Source organism: Tateyamaria sp. LSS28 (assembly GCF_059611725.1).
Genome location: NZ_JCAPFI010000005.1, coordinates 134,015 through 147,391 on the forward strand (window position 1 = coordinate 134,015; position 13,377 = coordinate 147,391).

The following is a 13,377-nucleotide window of genomic DNA, read 5'->3' on the forward strand; positions in this document are numbered from 1 at the left end:
TGCCTTTGACGGCACCGCCGGGTCGCATATGTGTGAATCACGATGATCAAATACACACTCAAATGTGCCGATGGGCACGGCTTTGAAAGCTGGTTTGCCAGCGCAGATGCCTTTGATGGTCTCAAGGCAGCTGGGCACGTGTCTTGCGCGATCTGTGGCAGTGCGAATGTGGACAAAGCGATCATGGCACCGAGCGTCCGCACCGCGCGCGCGACGGAAACTGACGTGTCTGACACCGGCACTGATTTGAGCCAACCCGGATCAGAGGTGGAAGCGGCCCTGATCCAGATGCGCGAGACGGTTGAGAAGAACGCAACCTATGTGGGTGGCAACTTTGCATCCGAGGCACTGGCACAGCATCTGGGTGAACAGCCCGATCGCCCGATCTGGGGCGAGGCCAACCGCGAAGAAGCCAAGCGTCTGATTGAAGACGGCGTGCCGGTTGCGCCGCTTCCTTTTGTTCCATCACGCAAAGCGAACTGATTTTTCATGCATGTTTTGATCACCGGGGCCACGCGAGGCATTGGAGCCGGGTTGGCCGAGGCCTACCGCGCACAGGGCCATGATGTGACCGGCACTGGCCGGTCGTCTGTGGCCGAGGTCACGCTGGATGTCACCCAACCGTCCGATCATCGCGCAATGGCTGCTCAGCTTGAGGGGCGACCTATTGATCTCTTGGTGTGCAATGCTGGCGTTTATCTGGACAAGGGCAATGAGCTTGAGACCGGTTATGCCCCCGATCTGTGGGCGCAGAGTTTTGCGGCCAATGTAACGGGCGTCTTTCTGACTATACAGACCCTGTTGCCCAACCTTCGAGCCGCGCCCGCACCGCGTATCGCAATCATCTCGTCGCAGATGGCCTCGCACACCCGTGCGCCGGGTGGCAGTTATATCTACCGTGCGTCCAAAGCCGCAGTGCTGAACCTTGGCCGTAACCTTGCCTCTGAGCTTGCGGGGGAGGTGGCGGTGGGTATCTATCATCCGGGTTGGGTTCAAACGGATATGGGCGGCGGAGGCGCCGACATCACGGTGGATGAGGCAGTGTCGGGTTTGGTGGAGCGGTTTGACACCCTGAGCCATGAAACGACCGGCTGTTTTGAAACATGGGACGGGCGCGCCCACGCGTACTGAGTGCGGTGCGTCAAGCTGTGGTTCAATGGACGCGCTGGCGCGCGGCTCGATTTGATTTGTGAGGGGCACTGCCCCTCACGCTCCCCGTGGTGTTTTCAGTCAGAAGAAGGCTGCATGTCACGTGTTGCTGGGCTGTCCTTGCAACTCTTCATGTGGGGGGATAAAGGCAGGCGGACGGAAAATTGGGGCCTTTCATGCCTGTTCTCGTGATGAAATTCGGTGGCACATCGGTGGCCACATTGGACCGCATTCGGCGTGCTGCCAAGCGTGTGGGTGTCGAGGTGGCCAAGGGCTATGATGTGATCGTCATCGTGTCCGCCATGTCCGGCAAGACCAACGAATTGGTGGGGTGGGTCAACGAAACCTCGCCCCTGTTTGATGCGCGCGAATATGACGCCGTGGTGTCGTCGGGTGAAAACGTGACGGCGGGCCTCATGGCGCTCACCTTGCAAGAAATGGACGTTCCGGCGCGCAGCTGGCAGGGCTGGCAGGTGCCGCTCAAAACCAACTCTTCGCATTCTAGCGCCCGGATCGAAGAGATCCCGCCTGACAACATCAATGCCAAGTTTGGCGAAGGCATGCGCGTGGCTGTGGTCGCAGGTTTTCAGGGGATCAGCCCCGAAGGCCGGATCACCACGCTGGGCCGGGGCGGATCGGACACCACCGCCGTTGCCTTTGCCGCCGCGTTCGACGCGGAGCGTTGCGACATTTATACGGATGTCGATGGCGTCTACACCACTGACCCCCGTGTGAGCCCCAAGGCCCGCAAACTGGACAAGATCGCGTTCGAAGAGATGTTGGAACTGGCCTCTCTCGGCGCCAAGGTGCTGCAAACCCGCTCAGTCGAGCTGGCAATGCGCTACAAGGTCAAGCTGCGGGTGCTTAGCAGTTTCGAAGAACAATCCGACGAGGCCGGGACGCTGGTCTGCGATGAGGAGGATATCATGGAAAGCAATGTTGTGGCCGGTGTGGCCTTTTCCCGTGACGAGGCGAAGATGACGCTGGTGTCGGTCGCGGACCGCCCGGGCATCGCCGCTACCATTTTCTCCGCGCTCAGCGATGCGGGCGTGAACGTGGACATGATCGTCCAGAACATCTCGGAAGAGGGGCGGACGGACATGACGTTTTCCTGCCCCACAGACCAGGTGGCACGTGCCGAAAGGGCGATGGCCGAAGCCAAGGGCGAAGGGATCATCAACTTCCACGAGCTGATCGCCGACACCGACGTGGCCAAGATCAGCGTCGTGGGCATCGGGATGCGCAGCCACACCGGGGTTGCGGCCAAGATGTTCCAGTGCCTGAGCGCCGAGGGAATCAACATCAAGGTCATCACCACATCCGAGATCAAGATCAGCGTCCTGATCGACCGCAAATACATGGAATTGGCGGTTCAGGCCCTGCATGACGCGTTCGAGTTGGACAAGGCCGCCTGAACCCCCATGTAGAGCGCAACAGAGACGTCAAGGGACGATCCTATGTTGCGCATGCTCTACGCTCTGATCCTTTCCATTTATGCGATCCCGGCCTTGGCCAACACTTTGCCCGAACGGGTCGGGAACGCGCTGCTTCATGTCATTGCGCATGAGGCCGGGCACGCCGTTTTGCGCGAATTCGATCTACCGATCCTTGGCCCCGAAGAGGACATCGCCGAGGATTTCGCCACCACCTTCATCTATCTCACGCTGCCTGACCGGGCCGAAGCGATCATCGAGGCGCGCGCCGCGCAGCATCGCGCCGATGGCGCTCGGCCTGGCCCATTTTCCGAATACCGCCCGGATGATCAAACGGCCGGGCGCATGATTTGCCTGCTGTATGGCTTTGATCCGGATCGTTACACCGCGTTGGCTGACCGCAACGCAATGGACGAAGACGTGCGGGACACTTGCGCCGATATTGCCCCCGAACTGTTGCGCAGCTGGCGGCGGACCCTTGCACCGCTGTGGATCGACCCAGAGGCGCGCGTGACCGAGGTGGGCCTGCGCGCGGACCCGGAATTGGAAGCGATTGCCATCGCCAATCGCGATCTGGTCGAGAACGCTCTGACGATACTTTCCCGTATCGACTGGCACTCGCGCATCACGCTGGACCTGACCCAATGTGACGGAACGGCCGGTTGGCAGCGCAATGGGCGCAGAATTTTCCTGTGCAGCGCCTATGTCGACAGGATGGTTGCACAGTTGGCAGAGTGATCCGCTTGCTGCCGCGGATTACAGCGCAAGTGCTACTCAAGCGGGAATAATGGCGGCTGGCAGGTCGCTTTGGCGTTTCTCTTTGCGTGTTGCTGTGATCTAAGCTGATGTCGCAGAATGGACGTGGGGACAGCGCGGCAATGGCCGAACGCCTTGAAACTGAAAGCCGCAAGCTGCTGGGCCGCTTGCGCGACGCGATGGCGGGGGATGACCCCGGCCAGGCGCGGCTGGACAAGATCACGCATCTGATTGCGAACAGCATCGGGTGTGAGGTGTGTTCGATCTACCTGTTCCGCGATGAAGAGACGCTTGAGCTTTGTGCGACCGAAGGGCTGAATCCTGACTCGGTGCACCAGACACGGATGCGTCTGGGGGAAGGTTTGGTGGGTCGCGTGGCCCGCAGTCGGCAGGTTGTGAACACCGCGGATGCCCCGAGCGCGCGCGGGTTCCGCTATATGCCCGAGACGGGGGAAGAGGTGTTTTCCAGCTTCCTCGGTGTGCCGATCCAGCGGCTGGGCGAGTCGCTTGGCGTGCTGGTCGTACAATCCAAGGAGGCACGCGAATTTTCTGCCGATGAAGTCTATGCGCTTGAAGTTGTCGCCATGGTCCTCGCTGAAATGGCAGAGCTTGGTGCCTTTGTTGGGGAAGGTGCTGCCATGGGCGCGCGCCATTCGCAGCCCGCGATGCTGCGTGGCACCGTCGCCCAGGAAGGCGTGGCCGAAGGACATATCTGGCTGCATGAGCCACGTGTCGTTGTCACGAACCCGATCGCCGATGACCCACATCGCGAATTTGAGCGGCTGACCGAAGCGGTTGAGGAACTGCGCGTAGGTGTCGACAAGATGCTTGCGCTGGCCGCCGACAAGGAACAGGCCCAAGTGTTGGAAGCCTATCGCATGTTTGCCAATTCCAAAGGGTGGATGCGGCGCATGCAAGAGGACATCAGCAATGGCCTGAGCGCGGAAGCTGCTGTGGAAAAGGAACAATCGCTGGCCCGGGCGCGTATGGGGCAGGCGACCGACAACTACCTGCGGGAACGGTTAAGCGATCTGGACGATCTGTCGAACCGTCTGCTGCGTATTCTGACCGGGCAGGGGGCGGACACCGGGGCCGAGATGCCGGCGGACCCCATCCTTGTGGCACGCAATATCGGACCTGCCGAACTGTTGGACTATGGGCGCAACCTGCGGGCCATCATCCTGGAAGCCGGTTCCGTCGGCAGCCACGCCGCCATCGTTGCGCGCGCGCTGGCGATTCCGCTGATCGTTCATGTGGACCGGGCAACGCTTGAGGCGTTGAACGGCGATCATGTGATGGTAGATGGCGAGCAGGGGATCGTTCACCTGCGTCCGGATGACACGGTGGTCACGGCTTTCCGCGACAAGATGGCGATGCAGGCAGCAGCGGTTGAGCGTTATGCCTCCATCCGTGACAAGGCAGCCGAGACGCTCTGCGGATCGGTTGTGTCGTTGCACATGAACGCGGGATTGATGGCTGATCTGCCTTCACTGGAGGGGTCCGGGGCAGAAGGTGTGGGGCTGTTCCGCACAGAATTGCAGTTTCTTGTCCGAAATCAGATGCCAAAGCGGTCAGAACTGTCGGCGCTTTATGCTCGTGTTCTGGATGCTGCGGGTGGCAAGCCGGTGGTGTTTCGGACCCTCGACATCGGGTCGGACAAGGTATTGCCCTACATGAAACCCAATGACGAGCCGAACCCGGCATTGGGTTGGCGCGCGATCCGCGTGGGGCTGGACAAACCGGGCGTGATGCGGATGCAGTTGCAGGCGCTGATCCGCGCGGCAAACGGGCGTCCGTTGACGGTGATGTTCCCCTTTGTCGCGCAATACGAAGAATACACCCGTGCCCACGCCGAGGTGGACAAAGCCATGGAGCGTGAGGCGCGGCTGGGCCATGTGCTGCCGGAGACCCTCAAAGTGGGTGCAATGCTGGAAACCCCAAGTCTCGCCTTTTCCCCTCAGAAGTTCTTTGAAGAGGTGGAGTTCCTGTCCATCGGTGGCAACGATCTCAAGCAGTTCTTCTTTGCGGCCGATCGCGAGAATGAGCGCGTGCGGCGGCGCTATGACACGCTGAATGTATCGTTTCTCAGCTTCATCGAGCGCATCGTTGAGCGCTGCGACCAGACAGATACACCGCTGTCGTTCTGCGGTGAAGACGCAGGTCGCCCGGTTGAGGCGCTTTGCTTTGCGGCCATAGGTTTGCGCAGCCTGTCCATGCGCCCGGCGTCCATCGGCCCGGTCAAGTCCTTGTTAAGACGTTCAAATCTGGACGAAGTGCGCAAAGTCATTGCTGACGCACGCCACAGGGGTGATATGAGCGTCAGGCCGGCCATTATGGACTATTTGCGCGATCAGGGTTGATGCCCTGCAAAGTCGTCCAGAATCAAATTCTGGCGACGGGGTTTGAATGCTTTACGTCATTTCTAGCCGTGATACGGATTTTCGCGATACCGCATTCCTGTCAGGGATCGGGACAGCGCTCGCCAACTCAAGTTACATTCTGATTTCAACTTTATTTTATATTTATGCCGGTCATATAGTGTCAGAAATTTCAATAAACGGACAACACAAAGAAATACTCACAGCTCACTCGACCCCTTCGCAAAGCACAAAAAAACCGCCACCTGTATCGCAGATGGCGGCCTGTTTTGCGTCCGAAACCGCTTAGCGCAGCCGCTGCTCCGATGTGGCGTCAAAGAACATCACGCGATCATCCTCAAAGCTGACGGTCACCTCGGTGCCTTCGTCCATCGCCATGTCACCGCGCGACTCGACAATCAGACGTTCTCCGGTGGGGGTGGTCAGATAATCATAGGCCACGCCGCCCAACCGTTCGCGGATGTCCAGCTTGATCGGTGACGTCCCCTGATCCAAGGCCATGTCCTGTGGACGCACGCCAACGGTCACTTCACTCCCCGCCGCGGGCAGGGATACAGATGTGGGGATCACGCGGTCGGCCAGACCGGGCACCCGTACACCGCCATCTTCCACAACGCCCTTGACGAAGTTCATTGCGGGTGAACCGATAAACCCGGCCACGAACTTGTTGTCCGGATCCTGATACAGATGCATAGGGCTGCCGACCTGTTCGATGTAGCCCGCGCGCAGCACCACGATCTTGTCGGCCAACGTCATCGCCTCGACCTGATCATGGGTGACATAGATCATCGTGGTGCCGAGTTCTTTGTGCAGACGGGCAATCTCCACCCGCATGTCCACGCGCAATTCGGCATCGAGGTTCGACAGGGGTTCGTCAAACAGGAACACCTCGGGACCGCGCACAATCGACCGGCCAATGGCCACTCGCTGACGCTGACCGCCGGACAGGGCGGCGGGTTTGCGCTTCAGATAATCATCCAGCTTCAGAATCTTCGACGCGCCATCGACCTTGCGCTTGATCTCGGCTTTGTCGACGCCGTTCATTTTCAGGCCAAAGCCCATATTTTCCTCGACCGTCATATGCGGGTACAGAGCGTAGGTCTGGAACACCATGGCCACCCCGCGCTCGGCCGGGTCCATATGGGTCACATCGCGTGCGCCGATGTTGATCTGGCCGTCGCTCGTCTCCTCCAGCCCTGCGATCATGCGCAACAAAGTCGACTTGCCGCAGCCCGACGGGCCAACAAAGACGCAGAACTCTCCATCCTCAATGGTCAGGTCCACACCATGGATGACCTGTGTGGCTCCGTACCTCTTGATGGCCTTTTGCAATGTCACACCGGTCATGGTGGTCCTCCCTTATTGACTTGGAAACTGCCAATTGGCAGCGGCACTCGCGATGTCGCGCGCAGTGGATTGAAGATGTGGCGCAAGCTGACCCAGATCGGCCAGGGATTTGCGTGCGGTGGATGTGGTGACGCTCAGCGCGCCGATCGAGCGGCCCGCATCCGAAAGAATCGGGGCAGCCACACATATGATGCCGGGCTCGTGCTCCTCGCGGTCGTACGCAACGCCCTCGGCGCGAACCTCGTCCAATTCAGCGCAAAGCGATTCGCGATTGGTATGCGTGTGCGCCGTATGCGCGAACCACGCTTGCTGGGACAGGGCAATGTCCAGCGCATCAGGGGGCAGAAAAGCCATCATCGCCTTGCCTACGCCAGTGCAATATCCCGGGCCGACCTTGCCCGCCTGGCTGAACATCTCAAGCGGTTCTGCCGCGTTGCGTTTGTCGACATACAGCACCTGACCGCCATCCATCTGCGCAAGGTGCACAGTTTCGCCAACTTGCGTGCTCAGTTCGTCGATAAAGGGACGTGCAATAGGAGCTAAAGAACTCTGCCGCCAAGCGGCATGGGCCAAGCGGACAAGGCGCAAACCGGGGGCATAGGTCTGGCGATCGGTGTCATATCGCAGCATCCCAAGCGCGGTCAGCGTCTGCACAAGCCGGTATAATGTGGCCTTGGGGTGGGGGGACAATGACAGCAGCTCGGAAAACCGCACAGGACGTTCCAGCTGGGCGACAAGGTCCAGCACTTCCAACGCCTTGGCAATGGTTCCCTCCCCTGAACGGGGGGCCGCGTTATTCATCTGTCTCCTCCCAAGACGACGCGCATGAAACATGTTGACCTGCGCGTCGTGTCCCCGCATAGTTCCAATAGTTGGAAACCGGTTTCACTATGTGGAACTTCCACAATGCGGGGGCCGGTGTCAAAGAAAATCTGAATTTCGTCGCCGACAGGAAGACTTCAGGCTCGGCGGCGAAGCGTAATGGAACCAACGGGAGGAGAACCATGTTCCTTAATCTTAAAACCGCGGTTGCGGCCATTGCTCTGTCGGCTGTTGCCGGCACGGCCTTTGCCCGCGACCTGGTCATCAACTTCGATGACCTGAACCCAGGCCCGAAAAAGGGCTTCGAAGATGCCGTGGAAAAGTTCAAAGCTGAGAACCCGGACATCAACGTGATCGTCAACATCAACGACCGCGAAGCGCACAAGACGGCGATCCGCAACTTTCTGACCGCTGACGCGCCTGACGTGACCAGCTGGTACCCGGGCAACCGTATGGCCCCCTTTGTTGACGCAGGATTGTTCCAGCCCGTCGATGACGTGTGGGAAGAAAACGGCTTCTCCGAAGATCTGTCGGCGATCAAGGCAACCATGAGCCGCGACGGCAAGATCTGGGGTGTGCCCTATTCCTACTACCAGTGGGGCATCTACTACCGCAAAGACATCTTTGGCCTGCTTGAGCTGGAAGAGCCCCAGACATGGGACGAGTTGCTGGCGGCCTGCGGCAAGATGAAAGAGAACGGCGTCACGCCCTTCACCATCGGCACCAAGTTCCTTTGGACCGCCGCCGGTGTGTTCGACTACATCAACCTGCGCACCAACGGCTATGACGTGCACAACGCACTGACGGCAGGCGAGATCAAGTACACCGATCCCCGCATTGTCGCGACCTTCGACAACTGGGAGCAGCTGATCAACGAGTGCGGCTTTGTCGACAACCACGCCTCGATGTCCTGGCAGGACGCGATTGCGCCTTTCGCCAACGGTGACGCGGCGATGTACGTGATGGGCAACTTCTCGGTCGACGGCTACAAGAACGCTGGCCTGACCGAAGACCAGATCGACTTCATGCCGTTCCCGACGATCAGCGCGGATGTGCCTCCGGCGGAAGAAGCGCCTGCGGATGCATTCTTTATCCCGACAAACGCCAAGAACGTTGAAGACGCCAAGAAATTCCTGGCCTTTGTCGCGCGTCCCGATGTGCAGACCGATTGGAACAAGACCATCGGCCAGCTGCCCATCAACTCCAAGGCGGACATCTCGGATGACAAGTTCATCCAGGAAGGCTTTGCCCTGCTGAACGCGGCCACCGGTCTGGCGCAGTTCTATGACCGTGACGCACCTGCGGCCATGGCCAAGGCGGGCATGGAAGGCTTCCAGGAGTTCATGCTGGACCCGTCCAAGAAAGACGCGATCCTGCAGCGTCTGGATGAAGTCCAAGCCGAGGTTTACTAAGACCTTTCCGGGGTGGGCATGTCGTGCCCGCCCCTTCTTCATTTTATCGATTAACCTTCTGTAAACACATATTAATCCGTGTGATTTCAAAAGGTTATGTTTGTCCCCGCGGGGACAGATGCCCCAGCTCAGGAGGTTGACCATGACACATGCGGTCTTACCCGAAACCGAAACCCGGTCTGAACCGGGATGGCTCAGGCGCAATAAGCTGGCCATCGCCCCGTGGATTTTCCTGATCCCCGCCTTGATCTTTTTCGCGATCTACGTTGTCATCCCGATCTTTGAATCGCTGTGGCTGTCGCTTTATCAGTGGAACGGTCTTTATGATGCCGAGGGCAACTCGACCGCCGTTTGGGTGGGGTTCCAGAACTACGTGAAGCTCTGGGATGATCCCAATTTCTGGACGTCCCTCCGCAATAACATTGCGTGGCTGGTCCTCTACATGCTCGCGGTTCCGCTGGGTCTTTTTATCGCGCTGTTCCTGAACCAGACGGTGACGGGGATGCGCTTTTATAAGTCGATGTTCTTCTTTCCATTCGTGATCTCACAGGTGGTGGTCGGCCTGATCTTTGGCTGGTTCTACAACCCGGATTTCGGTGTGGTGGGGACCGTGTGGAAGGCGATGTTCTGCGAGGAAACGACCAACATCCTTGGCAACACAACCTTTATTTGCGAGCGCCCCGTGCCCGATATTCTATCGAGTGAACAGTGGGCGACCTACGGCATCATTGCCGCCGGTCTGTGGCCGCAGATTGCGTACTGCATGATCCTGTATCTCACCGGTCTGAACAACGTGGCGGCTGACCAGATCGAGGCGGCGCGTTTGGACGGAGCCAAGGGTTGGAAGATGCTTTGGTACGTGGTTGTGCCGCAGTTGAAACCTGCGACCTTTATTGCTGTGGTGGTGACGGTGATCGGTGCTCTGCGTTCGTTCGACATGATCGCCATTATGACTCAGGGCGGACCTTTCGGATCAACCAACGTTTTGTCGCACTACATGTTCGAAGTTGCGATTTCCGAATACGGTGAACGGTACGGCTATGGCTCGTCCGTTGCGACGGTTCTGTTCGGTATCATGTTGTTCTTCATCAGCTATTTCCTGTGGCGCATGTACCAGGACGAGAAGGGAGGGCGCTGAGATGTTTCCACGTCCCATCGAAAAATCCGGCCCTACGGCCAAGGCGGCTTACCAGGCGTTTCTGCCCATCGCGCTTATCATGTGGCTTCTGCCTTTGCTGGCGATATTCCTCACGTCGATCCGGTCGGCGGCGGACATCAACTCGGGCAACGTGTTTGGCTGGCCCAGCGAGTTCGCTCTGATCGCCAACTACACAGCGGTCTTCACCCAGTCGGCCGCGGCGCAGTACATGATCAACTCGGTTCTGATCACCGTACCCACGGTTATCATTTCCGTCGCCCTGGCGTGCCTTGCGGGCTACGCGTTGGCGATCTACCGGTTCCGGGTCGCTCTGCCGTTGTTCTTCCTGTTCGTGGCGGGCAACTTCATCCCGTTCCAGATCCTGATGGTGCCGGTGCGGGATATGTCGGTCCAAACGGGCCTCTATGACACGATCGCGGGACAGTTCCTGTTCCACGCGGCGTTCCAGACGGGCTTCTGCACGCTGTTCATGCGGAACTTCATCAAGGCCTTGCCCTTTGATCTGGTGGAATCTGCGCGGATCGAAGGCGTCGCTGAATGGCGTATCTTCTGGTACGTCGTTCTGCCGCTCGTACGGCCCGCCATCGCGGCGCTCGCCGTGCTGATCTTTACCTTTGTCTGGAACGACTTCTTCTGGGCGAACGTGCTGACCCAAGGCGAAAGTGCCAAGCCGATCACGGCGGGTGTGCGAGCGCTGAACGGGCAGTTTGTGAATAATTGGCATCTGGTGTCTGCGGCGTCCTTGCTGGCGGCGATCCCACCAGTTGTCTGCTTCTTTCTCATGCAGCGGCACTTCATTGCCGGTCTGACGCTGGGGGCTGTTAAGTGATAAGATGTTGGCGCCTGGATGACGGGCGTCAGACTTTGGTCCTCGGCTCCGACAGGGGCCGATTGGCGGAGGTTGTCTATTGGGGACCGCGCCTGCCGGACGAAGAAGATCTGACGACTCTTTATGAGGCCTACACCCTTGATGTAACAGGTGGAATGCTGGATGCGAATCCCGAACTCAGCATCTGCCCGGAGGCAACGCGGTCCTTTCCTGGACAGCCGGGCCTGATCATCCGGCACGGCGACGGCACACCGTTCCTTCCGAAGTTTTGCCTTGAGCGGTCGGATGTGGCCGACAACGTGCTGATCCTGACCTACATGGATCAGGACCGGGTGCTGACCTATCGCGCGCGGTTTGCCATCGATCCCGACACGCACATGATCGAGGCGAGTGCCGAGTTGGATGCATTGGAACCCATGCACTTGCACTGGCTGTCCGCACCGGTGTTTCCGGCGCCACAGCTTGCAGACGAGATGATCGACTTTGCGGGCCGCTGGTGCGGCGAGTTCCAGATGAACCGCACGCCTTGGTCGCCCGGCATCCGCTATCGCGAGAACCGCACCGGCCGGACAGGGCACGAGCATTTCCCCGGCTTGATCGTACCAGTGCGTGGGGCGTCGAATGCCTCGGGTCACGCCTATGCCTTTCACTATGGGTGGTCCGGCGGGCACCGCATGGTCGCCGAAGAACTGCCCGATGGGCGCCGTCAGATCCAGTTCGGTCATGCCGCTCGTGTTGAAGGGGCAGCACAGAAACACTTTGCCACGGGCAAGGTCTATGCCGTGTTCTCGGATGATGGTTTGAACGGCTGCGCCGTCGCCTTCCAGCGCCATCTGCGCGACCGGATCGTCACGTTCCCGCGCCCAGATGCGCCGCGCCCGGTACACTATAATTGCTGGGAAGCTGTCTATTTCGACCACAACCTGGATGAGTTGAAGGATATTGCCGAGCGCGCCGCCAAGCTGGGAGCAGAACGCTTCGTGCTCGACGATGGCTGGTTCGGGAACCGGGATGACGACACACAGGCGTTGTCCGACTGGGAGGTTGACCCGCGCAAGTACCCGCAAGGCCTGACGCCGCTGATTGACCATGTGAAGTCGCTGGGCATGACCTTTGGCATCTGGTTCGAGCCAGAGATGATCAACCAGAATTCCGACATCTTCCGCGCCCATCCCGATTGGGCGCTCGGGGGCGAGGATCAGATCATGGGCCGTCAGCAGATGGCGCTGAACATGGCACTGCCTGCGGTGCAATCGTTCCTGTTTGCGCGGATGAGCGATATTCTTAGCCGCCACGACATCGAATACATCAAGTGGGACCACAACCGTGTGCTGCCCATGCCCGATGCGGCGCAGACGCGCGGGTCCTATACCTTGCTGGACCGCTTGCGGCGTGAGTTTCCGGATGTTGAGATTGAAAGCTGCGCGTCGGGCGGTGGCCGGATTGATTTCGGTATCATGGAGCGGACGCAGCGGGTTTGGTTGAGCGACTCCAATGACGCCGTCGAGCGGCTGCGCATTCAGCACAATTCATCGATTTTCTTGCCGATGGCGGTGACTGGATCGCATGTGGGGCCGCGCACCTGCCATACGTCTGGGCGCACCCTCGACATCCGTTTCCGTGCCTGGGTTGCGGCCCAGCGGCACATGGGGTTCGAGATGGATCCGCGTGAGCTGACGGATGACGAAAAGCATGTGCTGACCGAGGTGACGGGGTGGTGGAAGCAGAACCGGGATTGGATGTATGGAGCCGATATCCTGCGCCTTGATAGTGCTGATCCGGCCGTCTTTGCCGAGCAGCATCTGGAAGAGGGCGGCGGGCAGTTTGCAGTATTCGCAGGCAAGGCTGCGACCAGCGATCAGATTGCCCCGCGCCCCCTGCGTCTGACCCGTTTGTCACCCGATGCGAAGTATCGTGTTGAGCTTGTAAACCGCGCCGACGCGAGCCATTTGTCACGCGGCCAGAATGCGCTCAAAACCGGGCCGTTCGTGGTGAGCGGTGCGTATCTGATGTATCATGGCCTAACGCTGCCATGGAGTTTCCCGGAACGGATGTGGGTGATCAAGGGCGACCTTGCCTGACCCTTTGAATT

At 59.3% G+C, this 13,377-nt stretch carries 11 protein-coding genes; 9 read left to right on the forward strand and 2 right to left on the reverse strand.

What is annotated here, in order from left to right; translation table 11 throughout:
• Positions 1-42: 42 nt before the first annotated feature.
• From AC53L6_RS16330 to ptsP, 5 genes are all read left to right on the forward strand, one after another.
• Positions 43-483, forward strand: coding sequence for a DUF1178 family protein (locus tag AC53L6_RS16330; RefSeq protein ID WP_496908623.1), 441 nt, complete (start codon positions 43-45; stop codon positions 481-483).
• A 6-nt stretch (positions 484-489) separates the two neighbouring features.
• The gene (locus tag AC53L6_RS16335; protein WP_496908624.1) at positions 490-1,131 is read left to right on the forward strand and encodes an SDR family NAD(P)-dependent oxidoreductase; all 642 of its coding nucleotides are present in this window, start codon (positions 490-492) and stop codon (positions 1,129-1,131) included.
• Positions 1,132-1,325: 194 nt separating this feature from the next.
• Positions 1,326-2,564 (forward strand): aspartate kinase, encoded by a 1,239-nt coding sequence (locus AC53L6_RS16340; RefSeq protein ID WP_299209090.1) that lies wholly within the window; start codon positions 1,326-1,328, stop codon positions 2,562-2,564.
• A gap of 42 nt (positions 2,565-2,606) precedes the next feature.
• A complete protein-coding gene (locus AC53L6_RS16345; protein WP_496908625.1) occupies positions 2,607-3,320 on the forward strand; it encodes a DUF4344 domain-containing metallopeptidase in 714 nt (237 codons plus the stop codon).
• Between the two features lie 140 nt (positions 3,321-3,460).
• A complete protein-coding gene (gene ptsP / locus AC53L6_RS16350) occupies positions 3,461-5,698 on the forward strand; it encodes a phosphoenolpyruvate--protein phosphotransferase (RefSeq protein ID WP_299209096.1) in 2,238 nt (745 codons plus the stop codon).
• A gap of 303 nt (positions 5,699-6,001) precedes the next feature.
• Here the strand turns inward: ptsP and AC53L6_RS16355 are convergent, their stop codons facing one another.
• Positions 6,002-7,063 (reverse strand): ABC transporter ATP-binding protein, encoded by a 1,062-nt coding sequence (locus AC53L6_RS16355; RefSeq protein WP_299209099.1) that lies wholly within the window; start codon positions 7,061-7,063, stop codon positions 6,002-6,004.
• A gap of 12 nt (positions 7,064-7,075) precedes the next feature.
• Positions 7,076-7,864, reverse strand: a complete 789-nt coding sequence (locus AC53L6_RS16360) for an IclR family transcriptional regulator (RefSeq protein WP_299209102.1) — start codon at positions 7,862-7,864, stop codon at positions 7,076-7,078.
• Positions 7,865-8,067: 203 nt separating this feature from the next.
• Here AC53L6_RS16360 and AC53L6_RS16365 point away from each other — a divergent pair, with 203 nt between their 5' ends.
• The 4 genes from AC53L6_RS16365 (at position 8,068) to AC53L6_RS16380 (ending at position 13,366) form a co-directional block, all read left to right on the forward strand.
• Complete coding sequence (locus AC53L6_RS16365; RefSeq protein WP_299603581.1) at positions 8,068-9,297, forward strand: ABC transporter substrate-binding protein; 1,230 nt, start codon at positions 8,068-8,070, stop codon at positions 9,295-9,297.
• Between the two features lie 142 nt (positions 9,298-9,439).
• On the forward strand, positions 9,440-10,435 hold the full coding sequence (locus tag AC53L6_RS16370; protein ID WP_299603579.1) for a carbohydrate ABC transporter permease: 996 nt from the start codon (positions 9,440-9,442) through the stop codon (positions 10,433-10,435).
• A gap of 1 nt (position 10,436) precedes the next feature.
• The gene (locus AC53L6_RS16375; RefSeq protein WP_496908626.1) at positions 10,437-11,285 is read left to right on the forward strand and encodes a carbohydrate ABC transporter permease; all 849 of its coding nucleotides are present in this window, start codon (positions 10,437-10,439) and stop codon (positions 11,283-11,285) included.
• On the forward strand, positions 11,282-13,366 hold the full coding sequence (locus tag AC53L6_RS16380; protein WP_299603576.1) for an alpha-galactosidase: 2,085 nt from the start codon (positions 11,282-11,284) through the stop codon (positions 13,364-13,366). The genes AC53L6_RS16375 and AC53L6_RS16380 overlap by 4 nt, the downstream gene beginning before the upstream one ends.
• The last annotated feature ends 11 nt before the right edge of the window (positions 13,367-13,377 follow it).

Coding starts and splice junctions, on each gene's coding strand:
- AC53L6_RS16370 (WP_299603579.1), top strand. CDS start 9,440: ATGACACATGCGGTCTTACCCGAAACCGAAACCCGGTCTGAACCGGGA.
- AC53L6_RS16355 (WP_299209099.1), bottom strand. CDS start 7,063: ATGACCGGTGTGACATTGCAAAAGGCCATCAAGAGGTACGGAGCCACA.
- AC53L6_RS16360 (WP_299209102.1), bottom strand. CDS start 7,864: ATGAATAACGCGGCCCCCCGTTCAGGGGAGGGAACCATTGCCAAGGCG.
- AC53L6_RS16375 (WP_496908626.1), top strand. CDS start 10,437: ATGTTTCCACGTCCCATCGAAAAATCCGGCCCTACGGCCAAGGCGGCT.
- ptsP (WP_299209096.1), top strand. CDS start 3,461: ATGGCCGAACGCCTTGAAACTGAAAGCCGCAAGCTGCTGGGCCGCTTG.
- AC53L6_RS16335 (WP_496908624.1), top strand. CDS start 490: ATGCATGTTTTGATCACCGGGGCCACGCGAGGCATTGGAGCCGGGTTG.
- AC53L6_RS16330 (WP_496908623.1), top strand. CDS start 43: ATGATCAAATACACACTCAAATGTGCCGATGGGCACGGCTTTGAAAGC.
- AC53L6_RS16340 (WP_299209090.1), top strand. CDS start 1,326: ATGCCTGTTCTCGTGATGAAATTCGGTGGCACATCGGTGGCCACATTG.
- AC53L6_RS16365 (WP_299603581.1), top strand. CDS start 8,068: ATGTTCCTTAATCTTAAAACCGCGGTTGCGGCCATTGCTCTGTCGGCT.
- AC53L6_RS16345 (WP_496908625.1), top strand. CDS start 2,607: ATGTTGCGCATGCTCTACGCTCTGATCCTTTCCATTTATGCGATCCCG.